The organism is Streptomyces sp. NPDC028419, from assembly GCF_055565515.1.
Map to the genome: position 1 here is coordinate 130,733 of NZ_JBVHUE010000004.1, position 16,704 is coordinate 147,436.

15 protein-coding genes are annotated in these 16,704 nt (G+C 71.8%); 7 read left to right on the forward strand and 8 right to left on the reverse strand.

Annotated elements, in window-relative coordinates; translation table 11 throughout:
- The first annotated feature begins 110 nt into the window (after positions 1 to 110).
- From glmU to pth, 4 genes are all read left to right on the forward strand, one after another.
- The gene (glmU, locus tag ACZ4UB_RS06770; protein WP_468068701.1) at positions 111 to 1,559 is read left to right on the forward strand and encodes a bifunctional UDP-N-acetylglucosamine diphosphorylase/glucosamine-1-phosphate N-acetyltransferase GlmU; all 1,449 of its coding nucleotides are present in this window, start codon (positions 111 to 113) and stop codon (positions 1,557 to 1,559) included.
- 135 nt (positions 1,560 to 1,694) lie between these two features.
- Positions 1,695 to 2,672, forward strand: a complete 978-nt coding sequence (locus tag ACZ4UB_RS06775; RefSeq protein ID WP_112451977.1) for a ribose-phosphate diphosphokinase — start codon at positions 1,695 to 1,697, stop codon at positions 2,670 to 2,672.
- 177 nt (positions 2,673 to 2,849) lie between these two features.
- A complete protein-coding gene (locus ACZ4UB_RS06780; protein ID WP_468068703.1) occupies positions 2,850 to 3,425 on the forward strand; it encodes a 50S ribosomal protein L25/general stress protein Ctc in 576 nt (191 codons plus the stop codon).
- Between the two features lie 94 nt (positions 3,426 to 3,519).
- Complete coding sequence (gene pth, locus ACZ4UB_RS06785) at positions 3,520 to 4,110, forward strand: aminoacyl-tRNA hydrolase (RefSeq protein ID WP_354380530.1); 591 nt, start codon at positions 3,520 to 3,522, stop codon at positions 4,108 to 4,110.
- 65 nt (positions 4,111 to 4,175) lie between these two features.
- Here pth and ppc read toward each other — a convergent pair whose 3' ends face one another.
- Positions 4,176 to 6,938, reverse strand: a complete 2,763-nt coding sequence (gene ppc / locus ACZ4UB_RS06790) for a phosphoenolpyruvate carboxylase (protein ID WP_467956631.1) — start codon at positions 6,936 to 6,938, stop codon at positions 4,176 to 4,178.
- Between the two features lie 334 nt (positions 6,939 to 7,272).
- Here ppc and ACZ4UB_RS06795 point away from each other — a divergent pair, with 334 nt between their 5' ends.
- Together ACZ4UB_RS06795 and ACZ4UB_RS06800 are read left to right on the forward strand one after the other, a co-directional pair.
- Positions 7,273 to 8,256, forward strand: a complete 984-nt coding sequence (locus ACZ4UB_RS06795) for an acyl-CoA desaturase (RefSeq protein ID WP_467956630.1) — start codon at positions 7,273 to 7,275, stop codon at positions 8,254 to 8,256.
- Positions 8,256 to 8,927 carry a TetR family transcriptional regulator gene (locus ACZ4UB_RS06800; protein ID WP_399264435.1) on the forward strand — a complete coding sequence of 224 codons (672 nt, stop codon included), beginning with the start codon at positions 8,256 to 8,258 and terminating at the stop codon, positions 8,925 to 8,927. Before ACZ4UB_RS06795 ends, ACZ4UB_RS06800 begins: the two co-directional genes overlap by 1 nt.
- Positions 8,928 to 9,034: 107 nt before the next feature.
- Here the strand turns inward: ACZ4UB_RS06800 and ACZ4UB_RS06805 are convergent, their stop codons facing one another.
- Positions 9,035 to 9,403, reverse strand: a complete 369-nt coding sequence (locus tag ACZ4UB_RS06805; protein ID WP_468068706.1) for a VOC family protein — start codon at positions 9,401 to 9,403, stop codon at positions 9,035 to 9,037.
- Between the two features lie 4 nt (positions 9,404 to 9,407).
- Complete coding sequence (locus ACZ4UB_RS06810) at positions 9,408 to 10,259, reverse strand: trans-aconitate 2-methyltransferase (protein WP_468068707.1); 852 nt, start codon at positions 10,257 to 10,259, stop codon at positions 9,408 to 9,410.
- Positions 10,260 to 10,433: 174 nt separating this feature from the next.
- Between ACZ4UB_RS06810 and ACZ4UB_RS06815 the strand changes: the two genes are divergently transcribed.
- Positions 10,434 to 10,931 (forward strand): MarR family winged helix-turn-helix transcriptional regulator, encoded by a 498-nt coding sequence (locus tag ACZ4UB_RS06815; protein ID WP_330330854.1) that lies wholly within the window; start codon positions 10,434 to 10,436, stop codon positions 10,929 to 10,931.
- On the opposite strand, the gene ACZ4UB_RS06820 is transcribed toward ACZ4UB_RS06815, so the two are convergent.
- The 5 genes from ACZ4UB_RS06820 to ACZ4UB_RS06840 form a co-directional block, all read right to left on the reverse strand.
- Entirely contained in the window at positions 10,890 to 11,660 is a 771-nt protein-coding gene (locus tag ACZ4UB_RS06820) for a LuxR C-terminal-related transcriptional regulator (protein WP_468068708.1), read from the reverse strand. The genes ACZ4UB_RS06815 and ACZ4UB_RS06820 overlap by 42 nt on opposite strands.
- Positions 11,661 to 12,113: 453 nt before the next feature.
- The gene (locus ACZ4UB_RS06825; protein ID WP_468068709.1) at positions 12,114 to 13,559 is read right to left on the reverse strand and encodes an MFS transporter; all 1,446 of its coding nucleotides are present in this window, start codon (positions 13,557 to 13,559) and stop codon (positions 12,114 to 12,116) included.
- Between the two features lie 402 nt (positions 13,560 to 13,961).
- A complete protein-coding gene (galE, locus tag ACZ4UB_RS06830) occupies positions 13,962 to 14,912 on the reverse strand; it encodes a UDP-glucose 4-epimerase GalE (protein ID WP_354380523.1) in 951 nt (316 codons plus the stop codon).
- A gap of 101 nt (positions 14,913 to 15,013) precedes the next feature.
- Complete coding sequence (locus tag ACZ4UB_RS06835) at positions 15,014 to 15,682, reverse strand: response regulator transcription factor (protein WP_354380561.1); 669 nt, start codon at positions 15,680 to 15,682, stop codon at positions 15,014 to 15,016.
- Between the two features lie 128 nt (positions 15,683 to 15,810).
- Positions 15,811 to 16,572, reverse strand: a complete 762-nt coding sequence (locus ACZ4UB_RS06840; protein WP_468068926.1) for a class I SAM-dependent methyltransferase — start codon at positions 16,570 to 16,572, stop codon at positions 15,811 to 15,813.
- Between the last annotated feature and the right edge of the window lie 132 nt (positions 16,573 to 16,704).

Consider the following 16,704-nt stretch of genomic DNA (forward strand, 5'->3'; position numbering starts at 1 on the left):
TGCACACGTACGGGTCCTGACCTCCTCGGTCGGGACCCGCGTTCGTTTACGGCCCCCCACCCCCCGGTATCCTTCCTCGGGTCCAGCACCCGAAGCCGAAGGGCCCATCCGTGAGCGCCAATCGCCCGGCAGCCGTCGTCGTACTCGCAGCGGGGGAAGGCACCCGCATGAAGTCCGCGACCCCCAAGGTTCTGCACGAGATCTGCGGGCGGACCCTCGTCGGTCACGTCGTCGCCGCCTCGCGCGAGCTGGACCCCGCGCACCTCGTCGTGGTCGTCGGCCACGCCCGCGAGCAGGTCACCGCCCACCTCGCCACCGTCGACGCCGCCGTCCGCACCGCCGTCCAGCACGAGCAGAACGGCACCGGGCACGCCGTCCGCATGGGCCTCGAAGAGCTCGGCGGGGAGATCAGCGGCACGGTCGTCGTCGTCTGCGGCGACACCCCGCTGCTGACCGGCGAGACCCTGGCCCGGCTGACCGCCACGCACGAGGCCGACGGCAACGCCGTCACCGTGCTGACGGCCGAGGTCCCCGACTCCACCGGCTACGGGCGGATCATCCGCGACGCGGCCACCGGCGCCGTCACCGCCATCGTCGAGCACAAGGACGCCACCGACGCCCAGCGCGCGATCCTGGAGATCAACTCCGGGGTCTTCGCCTTCGACGGGGCGCTGCTCAGCGACGCGCTCGGCAAGGTCCGCACGAACAACAGCCAGGGCGAGGAGTACCTCACCGACGTCCTGGAGATCCTGCGCACGAGCGGGCACCGCGTCGGCGCGGCCGTCGGCCCGGACCACCGCGAGATCCTCGGGATCAACAACCGGGTGCAGCTGGCCGAGGCCCGCGCCCTGCTCAACGCGCGCCTGCTGGAGCGGGCGATGCTCGCGGGCGTGACGGTGATCGACCCGACCTCCACCTTCGTCGACGTGACCGTGACCTTCGGCCAGGACGCGATCGTGCACCCGGGGACCCAGCTCCTCGGTGCCACGCACCTCGCCGAGGGCGCCGAGGTCGGCCCCAACACCCGCCTGAAGGACACCACGGTGGGCGCGGGCGCCCGCGTGGACAACACGGTGGCGGACACGGCCGTGATCGGGGCCGCCGCCTCGGTGGGGCCGTTCGCCTACCTGCGTCCGGGCACCAACCTCGGGGTGAAGTCCAAGGCCGGCACCTACGTCGAGATGAAGAACGCCACGATCGGCGAGGGCACCAAGGTGCCGCACCTCTCCTACGTCGGCGACGCGACCATCGGCGAGTACACGAACATCGGCGCCGCGAGCGTCTTCGTGAACTACGACGGCGAGCACAAGCACCACACGGTCGTCGGCTCACACTGCAAGACGGGCTCCGACAACATGTTTGTGGCTCCCGTCACCATCGGGGACGGCGCCTACACGGCGGCCGGATCGGTGATCACGAAGGACGTTCCGCCCGGCGCACTGGCCGTGGCCCGTGGCCAGCAGCGGAATATCGAGGGCTGGGTGGCCCGCAAGCGTCCGGGAAGCGCCGCGGCTCAGGCGGCCCAGTCGGGAGCCCAGGAGGGCTCCGACAAGGCCTGAGGGTGAACTGACCGGAAACAGGTGCGCCCGCGACGGCGTACCGTGATAGGTGCACGCAATTCGGCTGGCTCACCGTGTGCGGGACGGACGCACATGGGGGCGAGCAGCTTTCAACACGTCTGAGGAGACTGTGCTGTGACCGGGATCAAGACGACCGGCGAGAAGAAGCTGATGCTCTTCTCCGGCCGCGCCCACCCCGAGCTGGCCGAGGAGGTCGCGCACCAGCTCGGTGTCGGCCTCGTGCCGACCAAGGCTTTCGACTTCGCGAACGGCGAGATCTACGTCCGCTTCCAGGAGTCGGCTCGTGGCGCGGACTGCTTCCTGATCCAGAGCCACACGGCTCCGATCAACAAGTGGATCATGGAGCAGCTGATCATGATCGACGCGCTGAAGCGCGCGTCGGCCCGCTCGATCACCGTGATCGTGCCGTCCTACGGCTACGCCCGTCAGGACAAGAAGCACAAGGGCCGCGAGCCGATCTCGGCCCGCCTGGTCGCGGACCTGCTGAAGACCGCGGGTGCCGACCGCATCCTCACGGTCGACCTGCACACCGACCAGATCCAGGGCTTCTTCGACGGCCCGGTCGACCACCTCTCCGCCCTGTCGGTCCTCGCGGACTACGTCGGCGCCAAGGTGGACCGTTCCAAGCTGACGATCGTCTCGCCGGACGCCGGCCGCGTGCGCGTCGCCGACCGCTGGTGCGACCGCCTCGACGCGCCGCTGGCGATCGTGCACAAGCGCCGCGACAAGGACGTCGCCAACCAGGTGACCGTCCACGAGGTCGTCGGTGAGGTCAAGGGCCGCGTCTGCGTCCTGGTCGACGACATGATCGACACCGGTGGCACCATCTGCGCCGCCGCCGACGCGCTCTTCGCGCACGGCGCCGAGGACGTCATCGTGACGGCCACGCACGGCATCCTGTCGGGCCCGGCCGCGGACCGTCTGAAGAACTCGAAGGTCAGCGAGTTCGTGTTCACGAACACGCTGCCGGACCCCTCGGACCTGGAGCTGGACAAGATCACGGTGCTGTCCATCGCCCCGATGATCGCCCGCGCCGTGCGCGAGGTCTTCGAGGACGGCTCGGTCACCAGCCTGTTCGAAGAGCAGCAGTAGATCCTTTTGGGGCGCGGCCTCCCCGCCGGGTACACTCTTCGAGTTGCTCGGCGAGGGAGGCCGTACCTGTTTTCGAACGGGTTCCGGTGCTCCGTTATCGACGCGCTCTTCGTAGCAGGCCGTGATTTCGGCCGGGTGACGTTCGAGTCCAATTCCGTCATCGCACGAGGAGTGAACATGGCTGACCTCAAGCTTTCCGCCAAGACCCGCACCGACTTCGGCAAGGGCGCTTCCCGCCAGGCCCGTCGCGACGGCTTCGTCCCCGGCGTCATCTACGGCCACGGCACCGAGCCGAAGCACGTCGACGTCGAGGCCCACGCCCTGCAGCTGGCGCTGCGCACCGCGAACGTCCTGCTCACCCTGGACATCGCCGACGGCGGCTCCGAGCTGGTCATCCCGAAGGCCGTGCAGAAGCACCCGCTGAAGCGCTCGATCTCCCACGTCGACTTCCTGATCGTCAAGAAGGGCGAGAAGGTCACCGTCGACGTCGCGATCGTCACCGAGGGCGACCTGGCCCCGGGCGGCAACATGCTGGAGACCCTCCAGAACACCATCTCCGTCGAGGCCGAGGCCACCCACATCCCGACCGAGGTCACCGTCTCGATCGCGGGCCTGGAGGCCGGTGCCACCATCCACGCCAAGGACCTGGTCCTCCCGGCGGGCACCACCCTGGCCGTCGACGGCGACATCGCCGTCCTGCAGGTCATCGGCGCGCAGGCCGAGGAGCCGGCCGCCGAGAGCACCGAGGCCTGAGCCTCCCCGCTCGTCAGTTGCTGACCGACCGCCGTCCGGCTCCACTGGAGCGGGACGGCGGTCGTTTCGTTGAGGGACCTCGAAGGAGCTTTTGATGTCGCAGGACACGGCGCCCTGGCTGATCGTGGGTCTGGGCAACCCGGGCGCCGAGTACGCGGGCAACCGGCACAACATCGGGTTCATGGTGGTCGACCTGCTCGCGGAGCGGATGCGCGGGAAGTTCAAGGCGCACAAGGCGCGGGCGCAGGTCGTGGAGGGGCGGATCGGCCCGCCGGGGCCGCTGAACCAGCGCGTGGTGCTGGCGAAGCCGATGTCCTTCATGAACCTGTCGGGCGGGCCGGTGACGGCGCTGCGCGACTTCTACAAGGTGCCGCTGGACCGGATCGTGGCGGTCCACGACGAGCTGGACATCGACTACCCGACGCTGCGGCTCAAGCTGGGCGGCGGGGACAACGGGCACAACGGCCTGAAGTCGATGACGAAGTCGATGGGCCCGGACTACCACCGGGTGCGCTGCGGCATCGGTCGTCCGCCGGGCCGGATGCAGGTGGCCGACTTCGTGCTGAAGGACTTCTCCTCCACCGAGCGCAAGGAGCTGGACTGGTTCGTGGACCGGTCGGCGGACGCGGTGGAGTGCCTGCTCCAGGAGGGCCTGGAGCGGGCGCAGTCGACGTACAACTCCTGAGGTGAACGGGCGGGGCCCCCACCGGATCGGATCCGGTGGGGGCCCCGTCGTGCGTACGGGCGTGCTCAGCCGGTGTTGCGCAGGCCGGCGGCGACGCCGTTGACCGTGAGCAGCAGGGCCCGGGCGAGCAGCGGGTCGGCTTCCTCGCCGCGCTCGGCCGCCGCGCGCTGGCGGGCCAGCAGCGAGACCTGGAGGTAGGAGATCGGGTCCAGGTAGGCGTCGCGGACCTCGAAGGTCTGCTGGAGCACGGGCTGGGAGGCGAGCAGCGTGTCGCCGCCGGTGACCCTCAGGACCTCGCGGACGGTCAGCTCGTGCTCGGCCTCGATCCGGGCGAAGACGTGCTTGAGGTGCTCGGGGACGAGCGTGTCGACGTAGTGGCGGGCGATCCGCAGGTCCGTCTTGGCCAGCGTCATCTCGACGTTGGAGAGGAAGTTGCGGAAGAAGTGCCACTTCTGGCCCATCTCCGCGAGCACGTCGTCCTGGCCGGCCTCGCGCAGCGCCTTGAGACCGGAGCCGACGCCGTACCAGCCGGGGACGATCTGGCGGGACTGGGTCCAGCCGAAGACCCACGGGATGGCGCGCAGCCCGTCCAGGCCCGCTCCGGAGTCGGGGCGGCGCGAGGGCCGGGAGCCGAGGTGGAGGTCGGCGAGCTGGTCGACGGGGGTGGCCGCGAAGAAGTACGACGGCAGGTCGGGGTCCTCGACCAGGGCGCGGTAGGCGCCGTGGGCGGCGTCCGAGACCGTGTCCATGGCCGCGTCCCAGCGGGCGAGGGCCTCGTCGGACTGGCGGGGCGCGGTGTGCAGGGCGGAGGCCTGCAGGGTCGCGGCGACGGTCAGTTCGAGGTTCTCGCGGGCCAGCGAGGGGACGAGGTACTTGTCGGAGATGACCTCGCCCTGCTCGGTGACCTTGATCTCGCCCTCCAGCGTGCCCCAGGGCTGGGCGAGGATCGCGTCGTGCGAGGGGCCGCCGCCGCGGCCGACGGTGCCGCCGCGGCCGTGGAAGAGGCGCAGCCGCACGCCGTAGCGGTGGGCCACGTCGCGCAGTCGGCGCTGGGCGCGGTGGATCTCCCACTGGCTGGTGGTGATGCCGCCGAACTTGGAGGAGTCGGAGTAGCCGAGCATGACCTCCTGGACCTCGCCGCGCAGCGAGACGAGCCGCCGGTAGGAGGGGTCGGCGAGCATCTCGTCGAGGATGACGTCGGCGGCGCGCAGCTCGTCGGTGGTCTCCAGCAGCGGGACGATGCCGATCTTGGCCCAGCCCGCGTGCAGGTCGATGAGGCCGGCTTCGCGGGCCAGGACGGCCGCGGCGAAGACGTCGTCGGCGCCCTGGCACATCGAGATGATGTAGGACTCGATGACCTCGGGGCCGAACTTCTCGAAGGCGTCCTTGATCGCGCCGAAGACCCCGAGGGTCTTGTGGCCGGCGGCGTCCAGGGGCGCCGGGGTGGGCGCGAGCGGGCGCCGCGAGCGGAGTTCCTTGGCGAGGAGCTTCTGCCGGTAGTCGCGGGGCATGTCCGCGTAGCGCCACGACTCCTCGCCGAGCCGGTCGAAGAGCTGACCGAGGGCGTGGTGGTGGGCGTCGGCGTGCTCGCGCACGTCCATGGTGGCCAGCTGGAGGCCGAAGGCGGCCAGCGTGCGGATGGTGCGGTCCATGCGGCCGTCGGCGAAGAGCGCGCCGCGGTGCTCGCGCAGCGAGGTCTGGATCAGCGTGAGGTCGGTCAGCAGCTCGGCGGTGCCGAGGTAGTCGCGGCCGTCCTCGTGCGCGGTGCCCTTGGCGAGGCGCTCGCGGGTGTTGACCAGCTTCTGCCGGATGCAGGTGGCCTTGAGCCGGTAGGGCTCCTCGGCGTTGAGGCGCTTGTAGCGGGGGCTGATCTCCGGCAGGCGTTCGAGGTCGGCCTGGAGGGAGGTCAGCAGCTCCTCGGTGGCTCCGGTGTAGCGGATGGAGTTGGAGAGGAGGCCGCGCAGGAAGTCGACCAGTTCGAGGGCGTCGGTGATGCCGTGCTCGTGCTGGAGGATCAGGACGTCGCGGGTGACCTCGGGGGTGACGTTGGGGTTGCCGTCGCGGTCACCGCCGATCCAGGTGCCGAAGGTGAGGGGCCGGGTGCCCGGGGGGAGCTCGACGCCGACGCGCTGGAGTTCGGCGGCGAGGTCCTCCAGGACGTCACCGACGGCTCCGGCGTGGAGTTCGTCGAGGTAGTAGATCGCGTTGCGGGCTTCGTCGGCGGGCTCGGGGCGCACCACGCGCAGCTCGTCGGTCTGCCAGACGAGGTCGATGTTCTCGGCGAGGCGCAGGTCGTGGCGGCGCCGGTCACCGGCGCCGGTGACGGGCTCCTCCAGCAGGGCGGCGATGCGGCGCAGCTTGTTGAGGACGCTGCGGCGCGCGGCTTCGGTGGGGTGCGCGGTGAAGACGGGGCGCACGTTGAGGTTCTTGACCGTCTCGCGCAGGTGCTCGGGGTCGGCGTCCTTGAGCATGTCCGCGGTACGGGCCAGGAGGCTGCCCTCGGCGGCGCGGTGGGCGCGCAGTTCCTTGCCGCGGTGCACCTGCTCGGTGACGTTGGCGAGGTGGAAGTAGGTGGAGAAGGCGCGCACCAGCTTGGCGGCGGTCTCCAGGTCGGTGTCGCCGAGGAGGGAGGCGGCGGCTTCGCCGTCCGTGCGGGTGAGGGCACGGACGCGTTCGACCAGGTCGAGGAGGTCCTGGCCCTCCTGGCGTACGAGGGTTTCGCCGAGGAGGTCGCCGAGGCGGCGGATGTCCGCGCGCAGCTCCGCGTTGGCCATCTCTGCTGTTGTAACCGTGGCCGGGGTGACGGGGGCCTGGTCAGCACTGCTCACAGGTGCGGCTCCTTGCAGTGTTTCGAGCGCTACTGGGGCGGGGGCCGCCGGAGTGCGCACGGCGGTGCGTGCCCGGACGGCAGTCCGGGGGTACCCCTGCCTGTCGCGCAGCTCGGCTGCCCGTGCGGACCGCGCTGTCCGACGACACCAGGATAGGTGTCCGGGCCAGGTGTCCGGCGCTCCGCTCGACTCCGTCTCGCGATCCGGTCCCGCCGCGGGGGGCGCCAGCGGCGCCGCTCTTGCCGCGGGGCTCACCTTTGCCATACTTACGTTGCCGTAGGTTACGGGTCCGTAGCCGGGCTCCTGCCGACTCCTTCACCCCCCAGGGGACCCCATGACCGTAAGCCCCGATCTGATCGAGGACGCCTCGGCGGACTCCGGATCACCCCACCCCTCCGCCACGCTCGGCGGCGAGAACAAGAGGTCCGTCGAACAGATCGCGCTGCTGCTCTTCATCACCGTGCCCTTCCTGGCGGTGCTGGCGGCGATCCCGCTGGCCTTCGCCTGGGGCGGGGTGAGCTGGCTGGACCTGGGCCTGATGGTGTTCATGTACTTCCTGGCCTGCCACGGGATCACCATCGGTTTCCACCGCTACTTCACGCACGGCTCCTTCAAGGCGAAGCGCCCGCTGCGGATCGCGCTGGCCGTCATGGGCTCGATGGCGGTGGAGGGGCCGCTGGTGCGCTGGGTGGCCGACCACCGCAAGCACCACAAGTACTCCGACCACGAGGGCGACCCGCACTCGCCGTGGCGCTTCGGCGAGTCGCTCCCGGCCCTGATGAAGGGCCTGTGGTGGGCCCACATCGGCTGGCTCTTCGACGAGGAGCAGACCAACCAGGCGAAGTACGCCCCGGACCTGATCAAGGACCCGGCGATCCGCCGGATCTCGCGCGACTTCATCTACTGGACGATGCTCTCGCTGGCGATCCCGCCGCTGGTGGGCGGTCTGGTCACGATGTCCTGGTGGGGCGCCTTCACCGCGTTCTTCTGGGGCTCCCTGGTCCGGGTGGCGCTGCTGCACCACGTGACGTGGTCCATCAACTCGATCTGCCACGCGGTGGGCAAGCGCCCCTTCAAGTCCCGCGACCGTTCGGGCAACGTGTGGTGGCTGGCCGTCCTGTCCTGCGGCGAGTCCTGGCACAACCTGCACCACGCCGACCCGACGTCGGCGCGCCACGGCGTGTTGCGCGGGCAGGTCGACTCCAGCGCCCGGCTGATCCGTTGGTTCGAGCTGGCGGGCTGGGCGAGTGACGTCCGCTGGCCGTCGGCGTCCCGCATCGATGGCCGGCGCAAGGAAAAGGCGTCGAGCGCGGCATGATGGGTGACGTGGCGATCGACGGCGGTACCCCCAGCAGCGACAAACCCCGGCGTAGCCGTCGGGTCCGGATGACGGGCGCCGAGCGGCGTCAGCAACTGCTGGAGATCGGTCGCACGCTGTTCGCGGAGAAGGGCTTCGAAGGCACGTCGGTGGAGGAGATCGCGGCCAAGGCCGGGGTGTCCAAGCCGGTGGTCTACGAGCACTTCGGCGGCAAGGAGGGCCTGTACGCGGTCGTCGTGGACCGCGAGATGCGCCAGCTGCTGGACGGGGTGACGGGCGCGCTGACGGCCGGGCACCCGCGGGAGCTGCTGGAGCAGGCCGCCTTCGCGCTGCTGGACTACATCGAGTCGTACACGGACGGCTTCCGGATCCTGGTCCGCGATTCGCCGGTGGCCCAGTCGACGGGCACCTTCGCCTCGCTGATCAGCGACATCGCGACGCAGGTCGAGGACATCCTGGGCCTTGAGTTCAAGGCGCGCGGCTTCGATCCCAAGCTGGCGCCGCTGTACGCGCAGGCGCTGGTCGGGATGGTCGCGCTGACCGGGCAGTGGTGGCTGGACGTGCGCAAGCCGAAGAAGGCGGAGGTCGCGGCGCACCTGGTCAACCTGGCCTGGCACGGCCTGGACAAGCTGGAGTCGAAGCCGCGCCTGGTGGGCCACCGCAAGAGCTGACGACCCGCGAGGTACGCGCGGCGGCGCCCCGCCACCGGGATTCACCGGTGGCGGGGCGCCGCTGCGTGTCGTGGAGGCCGTACGGGCGTCCGCGCGGGCCCGGGGCCTCAGTGCGCGGGGTCGGGCTCCAGGAACTCCAGTCGGTTGCCGACGGGGTCCTCGGAGTAGAAGCGCCGGTGCCCGGGCAGGTCGTCGTTCCAGACGACGGTGGCGCCGCGGGCCGCGAGGCGCTCCGCGTAGGCCGCTATGCCGGTGACGCGCAGTCCCGGATGGGCCTTGCGGGCCGGGCGGAAGTCCTCCTCGACGCCCAGGTGGAGCTGGACGGGGCCGGCTGCGAACCAGCAGCCGCCGCGCGCCGCGAGGACGGGCGGCTTGGGGATCTCGGTCATGCCGAGCACGTTCCCGTAGTACGCGCGCAGCGCGTCCTCGGAACCGGGCGGTGCGGCGAGCTGGACGTGGTCGACGGCGCTGAGCACGGGGTCAGTTCTCCTTGCGGGCGATGGCGAAGATGCGGCGGAACGGGAAGACGGTGCCGCGCGGACCGGCCGGGTAGGCGGCGCGCAGCAGGTCGCGGTAGGCGGCGAGGAACTCCTCCACGGCCACCCGGTCGTCGCCGAGGGCGGTCAGGACGGGCCGCAGCGCGGTCCCCTTGACCCAGTCGAGGACCGGGTCGGGGCCGGTGAGGAGCTGGTAGTACGTGGTCTCCCAGACGTCGACGGCGCAGCCGAGCCCGGTGAAGCGCTCCAGGTACTCGGCGGGTTCGAGGACGTGGCTGTGGCCGGCGCCGAGCCCGGAGAGCCGGGAGCGCCAGCGCGGGGTGTCGCACAGGGCGTGCAGCAGGGCGTGGCTGGGCGCGGTGAAGTTGCCGGGGACCTGGAAGGCGAAGGTGCCGCCGGGGCGCAGTCCGTTGATCCAGGCGGCGAGTGAGCCGGGGTGGCCGGGCACCCATTGCAGGGCGGCGTTGGAGACGATCAGGTCGTAAGTCTGTTCGGGGAGCCAGTCCGTCAGGTCGGCGGGGGCGAAGTCGAGGGAGCCGCCGCCGGGGGTGGGTCCCGCGTACTCCTCGGTGGCGCGCCGGAGCATCTCCGGGGAGAGGTCGAAGCCGGTGATCGCGGCGTCGGGCCAGCGATCGGCGAGCAGGGCGGTGACGTTGCCGGGGCCGCAGCCGAGGTCGGCGATGCGGGCGGGGCGGCCGGGCGCGGTGGGGAGCGCCTGGATGCGACCGAGCAGGTCCAGGAAGGGGCGGGCGCGGTGGTCCGCGTGGCGCAGGTACTGCTGCGGGTCCCACGTCGGGGCGGGTGCGGCGCCCTTGGCCGCGGTGTCGGAATGCATGATCGAGCCTCCCTGCGGATGGTGCGGGTGGAAGCGTCTGGGTTCCGGCCGCTCCATTCCCCATGGTCACTCCGGATATATCTTGATGTCAAGAGACTTGATCGCGAGAAGCTCTCCATCGAGAGACTTAATGTCAAGAGACTTCACGTCGACATACCCCTTACACTGATCGGCATGGAGGACGAGGTCGACCGATTGGTCGCGGCATGGCGGCGCGAGCGCCCTGACCTCGACGTGGAACCGCTCGAGGTGCTCAGCCGCGTGAGCCGGCTCGCGCGCCACCTGGACCGGGCCCGCAGGCTCGCTTTCGCCGAGCACAGCCTGGAGCCGTGGGAGTTCGACGTCCTGACGTCGCTGCGCCGGGCGGGCGCGCCCTACCAGCTCTCCCCCGGGCAGCTGCTGACGCAGACCCTGGTCACCTCGGGCACCATGACCAACCGGATCGACCGGCTCGCGAAGAAGGGCCTGGTCGAGCGACTGCCCGACCCCAACGACCGGCGCGGCGTCCTGGTCCGGCTGACCCCCGAGGGGCGCGACCGCGCCGACCAGGCACTCGCCGGGCTGCTCGCCCAGGAGCGGGCGATCCTGGCCCAGCTGTCCCGGTCCGAGCGCGGCGACCTGGCCTCGCTGCTACGCCAGTTGACCGCTCCGTTCGACAACATCCCCGGCTAGGTCCGCGGGCCGCACGCCCGCGCGCCGGGCCAGCGCCACGGCCGCCAGGGTGGAGTGCACCCCGAGCTTGCCCAGCACGTTCTGCATGTGGGTGCGCACCGTGTGCGGGGACAGGAACAGCCGCGCCGCGACGTCCTTGCGGCCCAGGCCCGCCACCATGCAGCGCAGCACCTCGTGTTCGCGCGGGGTCAAGGACTCCACCAGGCGTTCGCTGTCGGTGCGGTGCTTGCGGGCCTGGGTCAACTCCCGCAGCACGCCGGTGAGCAGGGCGGGCGGCAGGTGGGTCTCCTCGCGCAGGACCCCGCGGACCACGGCGAGCAGCCGCGACAGCGAGCAGTCCTTCGCCACCCAGCCGGACGCCCCGGCCTGCAGCGCGTGGGCGGCCCGGCGCGGTTCGTCGCGCTCGGCGAGGACGACCGTACGGACCCCCGGATGCGCCGTGCGCACGGCCGCGACCAGCGCGATCCCGTCGCCCGGTGGAGCACCGGTGCCGTGCTCCCGCTGCGCGGGGAACGCCCCGGTGGCGCCGGGAGCCCCACTGAGATCGGCGTCGACGAGCAACACGTCGAAGCGGCGCCCCTCGCTGACGCCCCGTTCGAGGCAGCGCAGCGCGGCGGGGCCGCTGCCGGCCGCGGACACGTCCACGTCCGGCTCGGCCGCGAGCGCGGCGGCGAGCGACTCGGCGAAGATGCGGTGATCGTCCACCACGAGAACCCGGATACGAACCACAGAACCCCCAAGGGTCGGGGAACGGACAACTGCGGGTACGGCGCCCGGACCGGGTGATCCGCAGCTGCCGCGGCCGCCGCCGTGACACCTCTGCACTACCCCGGAGCGGACGTCGTACCCGACTCGTCTCGACCCCTGAATCAACACCGGCCCCCACCGGTGTCACGCATCAGCGTAGGGCCGGGGGCCGCTCGTGGTTGGCCGAATAGCAGAAGTTTTTCGAGGCATTTTCCGGTGCGGCGGCCTGTGAGGAGCCCATGCGTGGCTTGAAAACGCCCGTTCCTCCGGGCCGGAATCCCGTTTCCGCTTCTGCCCTTGCCACGGGCAGGTGCACGGGGGCATTTCACGCAGCGCGCGCACGCCGGGCGCCCGCGCACAGCGCTCCGCCCCGGCGCGCGACGCCCTCCCCCGCGCCCCCTGTGCCCCTGGTGTTTCCGCTTCGCGGGGAGCCGTTCACTCGCTCCGGTGGTCGGCGTGCCGGGGCAAGCGGAACATCAGGGCCCACATCAGGGCGAGGAGGCCGCCGACCCACCACAGCACGCCGAGGAACGCGTCGCGGTGGAGGCCGGCGTCGGGCGAGCCGCTGGTGGTGGCGAAGAACACCGGGGCGGTCAGCGCGGTGCCCAGCGCGATGCCCAGGTGCATGACGGTGTTGAACAGGCCCGAGGCCGATCCGGCGTCCTCGTGCGGGACCGCGGAGAGGGACATGTCCGCGAGCGGGCCGCTGACCATGCCGAGGCCGAAGCCGATCAGTACCACCGGAGCGGTCATCGCCAGCAGGGTCGGTCCCCCGTGGCCCGCGGCGATCAGGAGCCCGTAGCCGGCCATCGAGGCGAGCGCGACGAGGGCTCCGGCCTGCGGCAGGCGGCGGGCGAAGCGCCCGCCGCTCCTCGTCGTGACCGTCGCGCCGGCCAGCTCGCCGACGGAGAGCAGCACGAAGGCCAGGGCGGCGTGGAAGGGGCTCATGCCCAGTCCGTGCTGGAGGTAGAGGGTCCAGGTCATGAAGAACAGCCCGCACAGCAGGCCGTGCGTCAGCTGCGCGGCCGAGCCGCCGGAGAACCGCCGGTCCCGGAACAGGGACAGGGCCACGAGCGGGGCGTCGCCCTGCTTGCGCCGCTGCTGGCGGAGGAAGACGGCCAGGACGAGGAGGCCCGCGGCGAGCAGGACGAAGCACCACAGCGGCCAGTGACGCAGGTGGCCCTCGGTGAGCGGGAGGACGATCAGGACGATGGCCAGCGAGGACAGCAGCATGCCGGTCAGGTCGATCCGGTCGGCCTTCCGCACCGTCGACTCGGGGATGAAGCGGCGTCCCAGGAGGAGCACGGCGAGGCCGACGGGCACGTTGACCAGGAAGATCGGCCGCCAGGACAGCCCGAAGAGGTCCGCCTCGGTCAACAGGCCGCCCATCACCGGGCCCAGGACGTTGGCGAGCGACATGACGACCCCGTACAGGCCGAACACCTTGCCCCGGCTCTGCCCCTCGAAGGTGACGTGGAGGGTGGCGAGGATCTGCGGGATCATGACGGCCACTGCCACACCCTGGAAGGCGCGGGCGCCGATCAGCACGCCGGGTCCGACGGCGAGGCCGCACAGCAGCGAGGCCGCGGTGAACACGACGGTGCCCGTCAGGAGCATCCTGCGCCGACCGTAGAGGTCGCCGAGGCGACCGCCTGTGATCAGCCCGACGGCGATGGGCAGTGAGTAGCCGGTGGACAGCCACTGCACCGCGTCCGGCCCGGCGCCGGTCGACTCCTGGATGGCGGGCAGCGCGGTCAGGACGACCGACTGGTCGATCATGTCCATCAGCTCGGCGCCCAGCAGCACCAGGAGGGCGATCCAGGCGGCCGGAGGGAGCGGGGTGGCGTGCTGCGGCTCATGGCCGAGCGCGGAGGAAGACACGGCGGGGGACTCCTGATCCGAAGGAATCGGGGAGCTCCGCCGACAGCCTCACCGGGGCGGCCGGAAGACACCGGAGCCCGGGGCAGACGGCAGAGCTGCACCCGGGAAAGACGGAAAGAACACGGGGGGTGACGCAACTCAGACCAGCGCGACGTCCGCCCCCGAACACGTGCGACACGACAGCACGCGGGGAACACGGACGACTACACGGCCTGGTTGATAAGAAGTCACCTCGAGATCACTACGGAAGGAACGGGGAATCCGGTCGCCGCCACCGGTACCTCGGCGCGGGGATCGATCCACCATACGACGGCCCCGGCCGCCGCCGCACACCTGAAAGCCGCCACCGCGGGGCGCGGTGACGGCTCTCGTGCGGGGCGTACGGGTGGGGCCTGCGGCGCCTCAGCGCTGGGCGAAGGCCCAGGCGTCCGCGACGATGCCCGCGAGGTCCGCGCGGGAGGGGGTCCAGCCGAGGCGCTCCTTGGCGTTGGCCGCGGAGGCCACCAGGACCGCCGGGTCGCCGGCCCGGCGCGGGGCCACGACCTCCGGGATCGGGTGCCCGGTCACCTTGCGGACGGTGTCGATGACCTCGCGCACCGAGAAGCCGCTGCCGTTGCCCAGGTTGCAGATCAGGTGCTCGCCCGAGGCGGGCACGGCCACCGCGGCCAGGTGCGCCTCCGCGAGGTCGGCGACGTGGATGTAGTCGCGCACGCAGGTGCCGTCCGGGGTCGGGTAGTCCTCGCCGAACACCGAGATCGACTCGCGCTGCCCGAGGGCGACCTGGAGCACCAGCGGGATCAGGTGGGTCTCGGGGTCGTGGCGCTCGCCGAACTCCTTGTAGGCACCGGCCACGTTGAAGTAGCGCAGCGAGACCGCGGTCAGCCCGTGCGCCGCGCACTCGCCGCTGATCATGTGGTCGACGGCCAGCTTGGAGGCGCCGTAGGGGTTGGTCGGCTTGGTCACCGACTCCTCCGTCAGCAGCCCCTCGGTGGGCTCGCCGTAGGTCGCGGCGGTGGAGGAGAAGACGAGCTTCTTCACCCCGGCCTCGCGCATCGCGGTGAGCAGCGCGAGCGTGCCGCCGACGTTGTTGTCCCAGTACTTGCCGGGGTTGACCACGGACTCGCCGACCTGCGAGAAGGCCGCGAAGTGCAGCACCGCGTCGAAGGAGGCGTCGAGGTGGCGGGCGGCGTCCTGGATCCGGCCGTGGACGAGGGTGGCGCCCTGCGGCACGCCCGCCTCGAAGCCGGTGGAGAGGTCGTCGAGGATGGTGACCTCGTGTCCGGCCTCCAGCAGATGGGCCGCGACGACGCTGCCCACGTATCCGGCGCCACCGGTGACCAGGTACTTGCTCACTCGCCTACTACCTCTCGAAGTCGCACGGCCGCACACACGCGCGACCCGTTCCCCCCTGGCTTACCGCATGTCCGCGCCCGTGGGGAAATCGTGCCCCGTCGCTAGCCGCGGGCCGCGCGGTCCAACAGGCCGGTACGGGCGGCCAGCGCGGCCGCCTCCAGCCGGGAGCCCACGCCGAGCTTCATCAGCACCCGCTGGACGTGCGTGCGCGCGGTGCTCGGCGCGATCGCCATGCCGGCCGCGATCAGCCGGGTGTCCTCGCCCTCGGCGACCCGGACCAGGACCTCCACCTCGCGCGGGGTGAGCAGCCCGAGCAGCCTGCTGCCCTCGTCGTCCGGCGCGGCGGTGGGGTTGAGGAGTTCCGCGAAGGCGCTCTGGAGCAGCTGCGGCGACACCGCCGCCTCCCCGGCCCGCGCCTTGGCCAGGGCCCGCTCGACGCCCTCGATCCGCTCGTCCTGGCGTACGTACCCGCACGCGCCCGCGGCGAAGGCGGCGGCGATCCCGCGCGGACTGGGCACCGGGCCCAGCACGACCACGGCGATCTGCGGTCTCTCGCGCCGGATCCGCACGATGGGCTCGAAGATCCCCGGCTCGGCGGGGGTGGCGGTGCCCAGCAGACAGACCTCCGGGGCGCGGCTGATCACCAACTCGGCCGCCCCGGCGGCCGGCGCGGCCGCGGCCAGCACCCGGTGCCCCCGCAGCTTCAACGCCGAGGCGAGCGCCTCGGCCAACAGCCGGTGATCGTCAACGACCATGACCCGTACGCCCATTGCGGCGCTCACCCCCGACCCTTCTGCCCCGGCAAGCTACACGCTTGTTCGACGCCGCGAGGTGGATACGGAACAGAAGCCCCCGTCAGTGGGCCCTGACCCCAAGAGCCTTGACATCGGCCCGGGGGTCAGGCCGCGCCCGTGAAGACGTATGCCGTCATGGGGGCGACGACCGGGCCCGGGCCCAGGCGGGTCGTGGTTTCCTCGATGATGACGGCCCGGGCCTCCGCGCCGCCGCCGCGCTCCTCGACGGCCCCGCGCACCGGGGTCCCGGTGAGGAAGCCGGTGGCGACGTCGGCGGCCGAGGCGGCCCGGCCCGCCAGGGTCAGCTCCCGCTCCTCCTCGACGGCGAACCCGGCGGCCACCAGGTCGGCGGCCACGACGGCGGGGTCGGCGTAGCCGTGCGGGACCGTGGGGAGGAACCGCGGCGGGTCGTCCGGGAAGGCCCGCTCCAGCCCGGCCTGCACCGCGGCGTCGAAGGCGTGCGCGGCGATCGGGCCCCAGGTGTTGAACAGGAAGCGCCCGCCGGGGGCCAGCACCCGGCGGACCTCGGTGAAGGCCGCCACCCGGTCGGGGAAGAACATCACGCCGAACTGGCAGACCACCAGGTCGAAGCCCCCGTCGGGGAACGGCAGCCGCTGCGCGTCGGCTTGGCGCCACTGCGCCCCCGGCGCCCGGGACGACCCGAAGCCGACCATGGCCTCGTTCAGGTCGGTGGCCGTCACCTCGGCCGACGGCGCCGCGGTGAGCAGGTCCGATGTCAGCACCCCGGTGCCCGCGGCCAGTTCGAGGATCCGCCGGGGCCGCAGCGCCGCCGCCCGGGCGGCGAGGTCCGCGGCGAAGGGCCGGAAGAGCACCGGCACGAGGTACCGCTCGTAAGCCTCCGGCATGGACCCGGACCACAGCCGCTCGGCGTCGCTTCCCGTCACCTTCGCCACGGTAGCCCGGCCCCGGGACTCCCCCGCTCCGCCGCGCCCGCCGGCATGCCGAAGCCCCCCGGAGAACGGCTTCCGGGGGGCGGG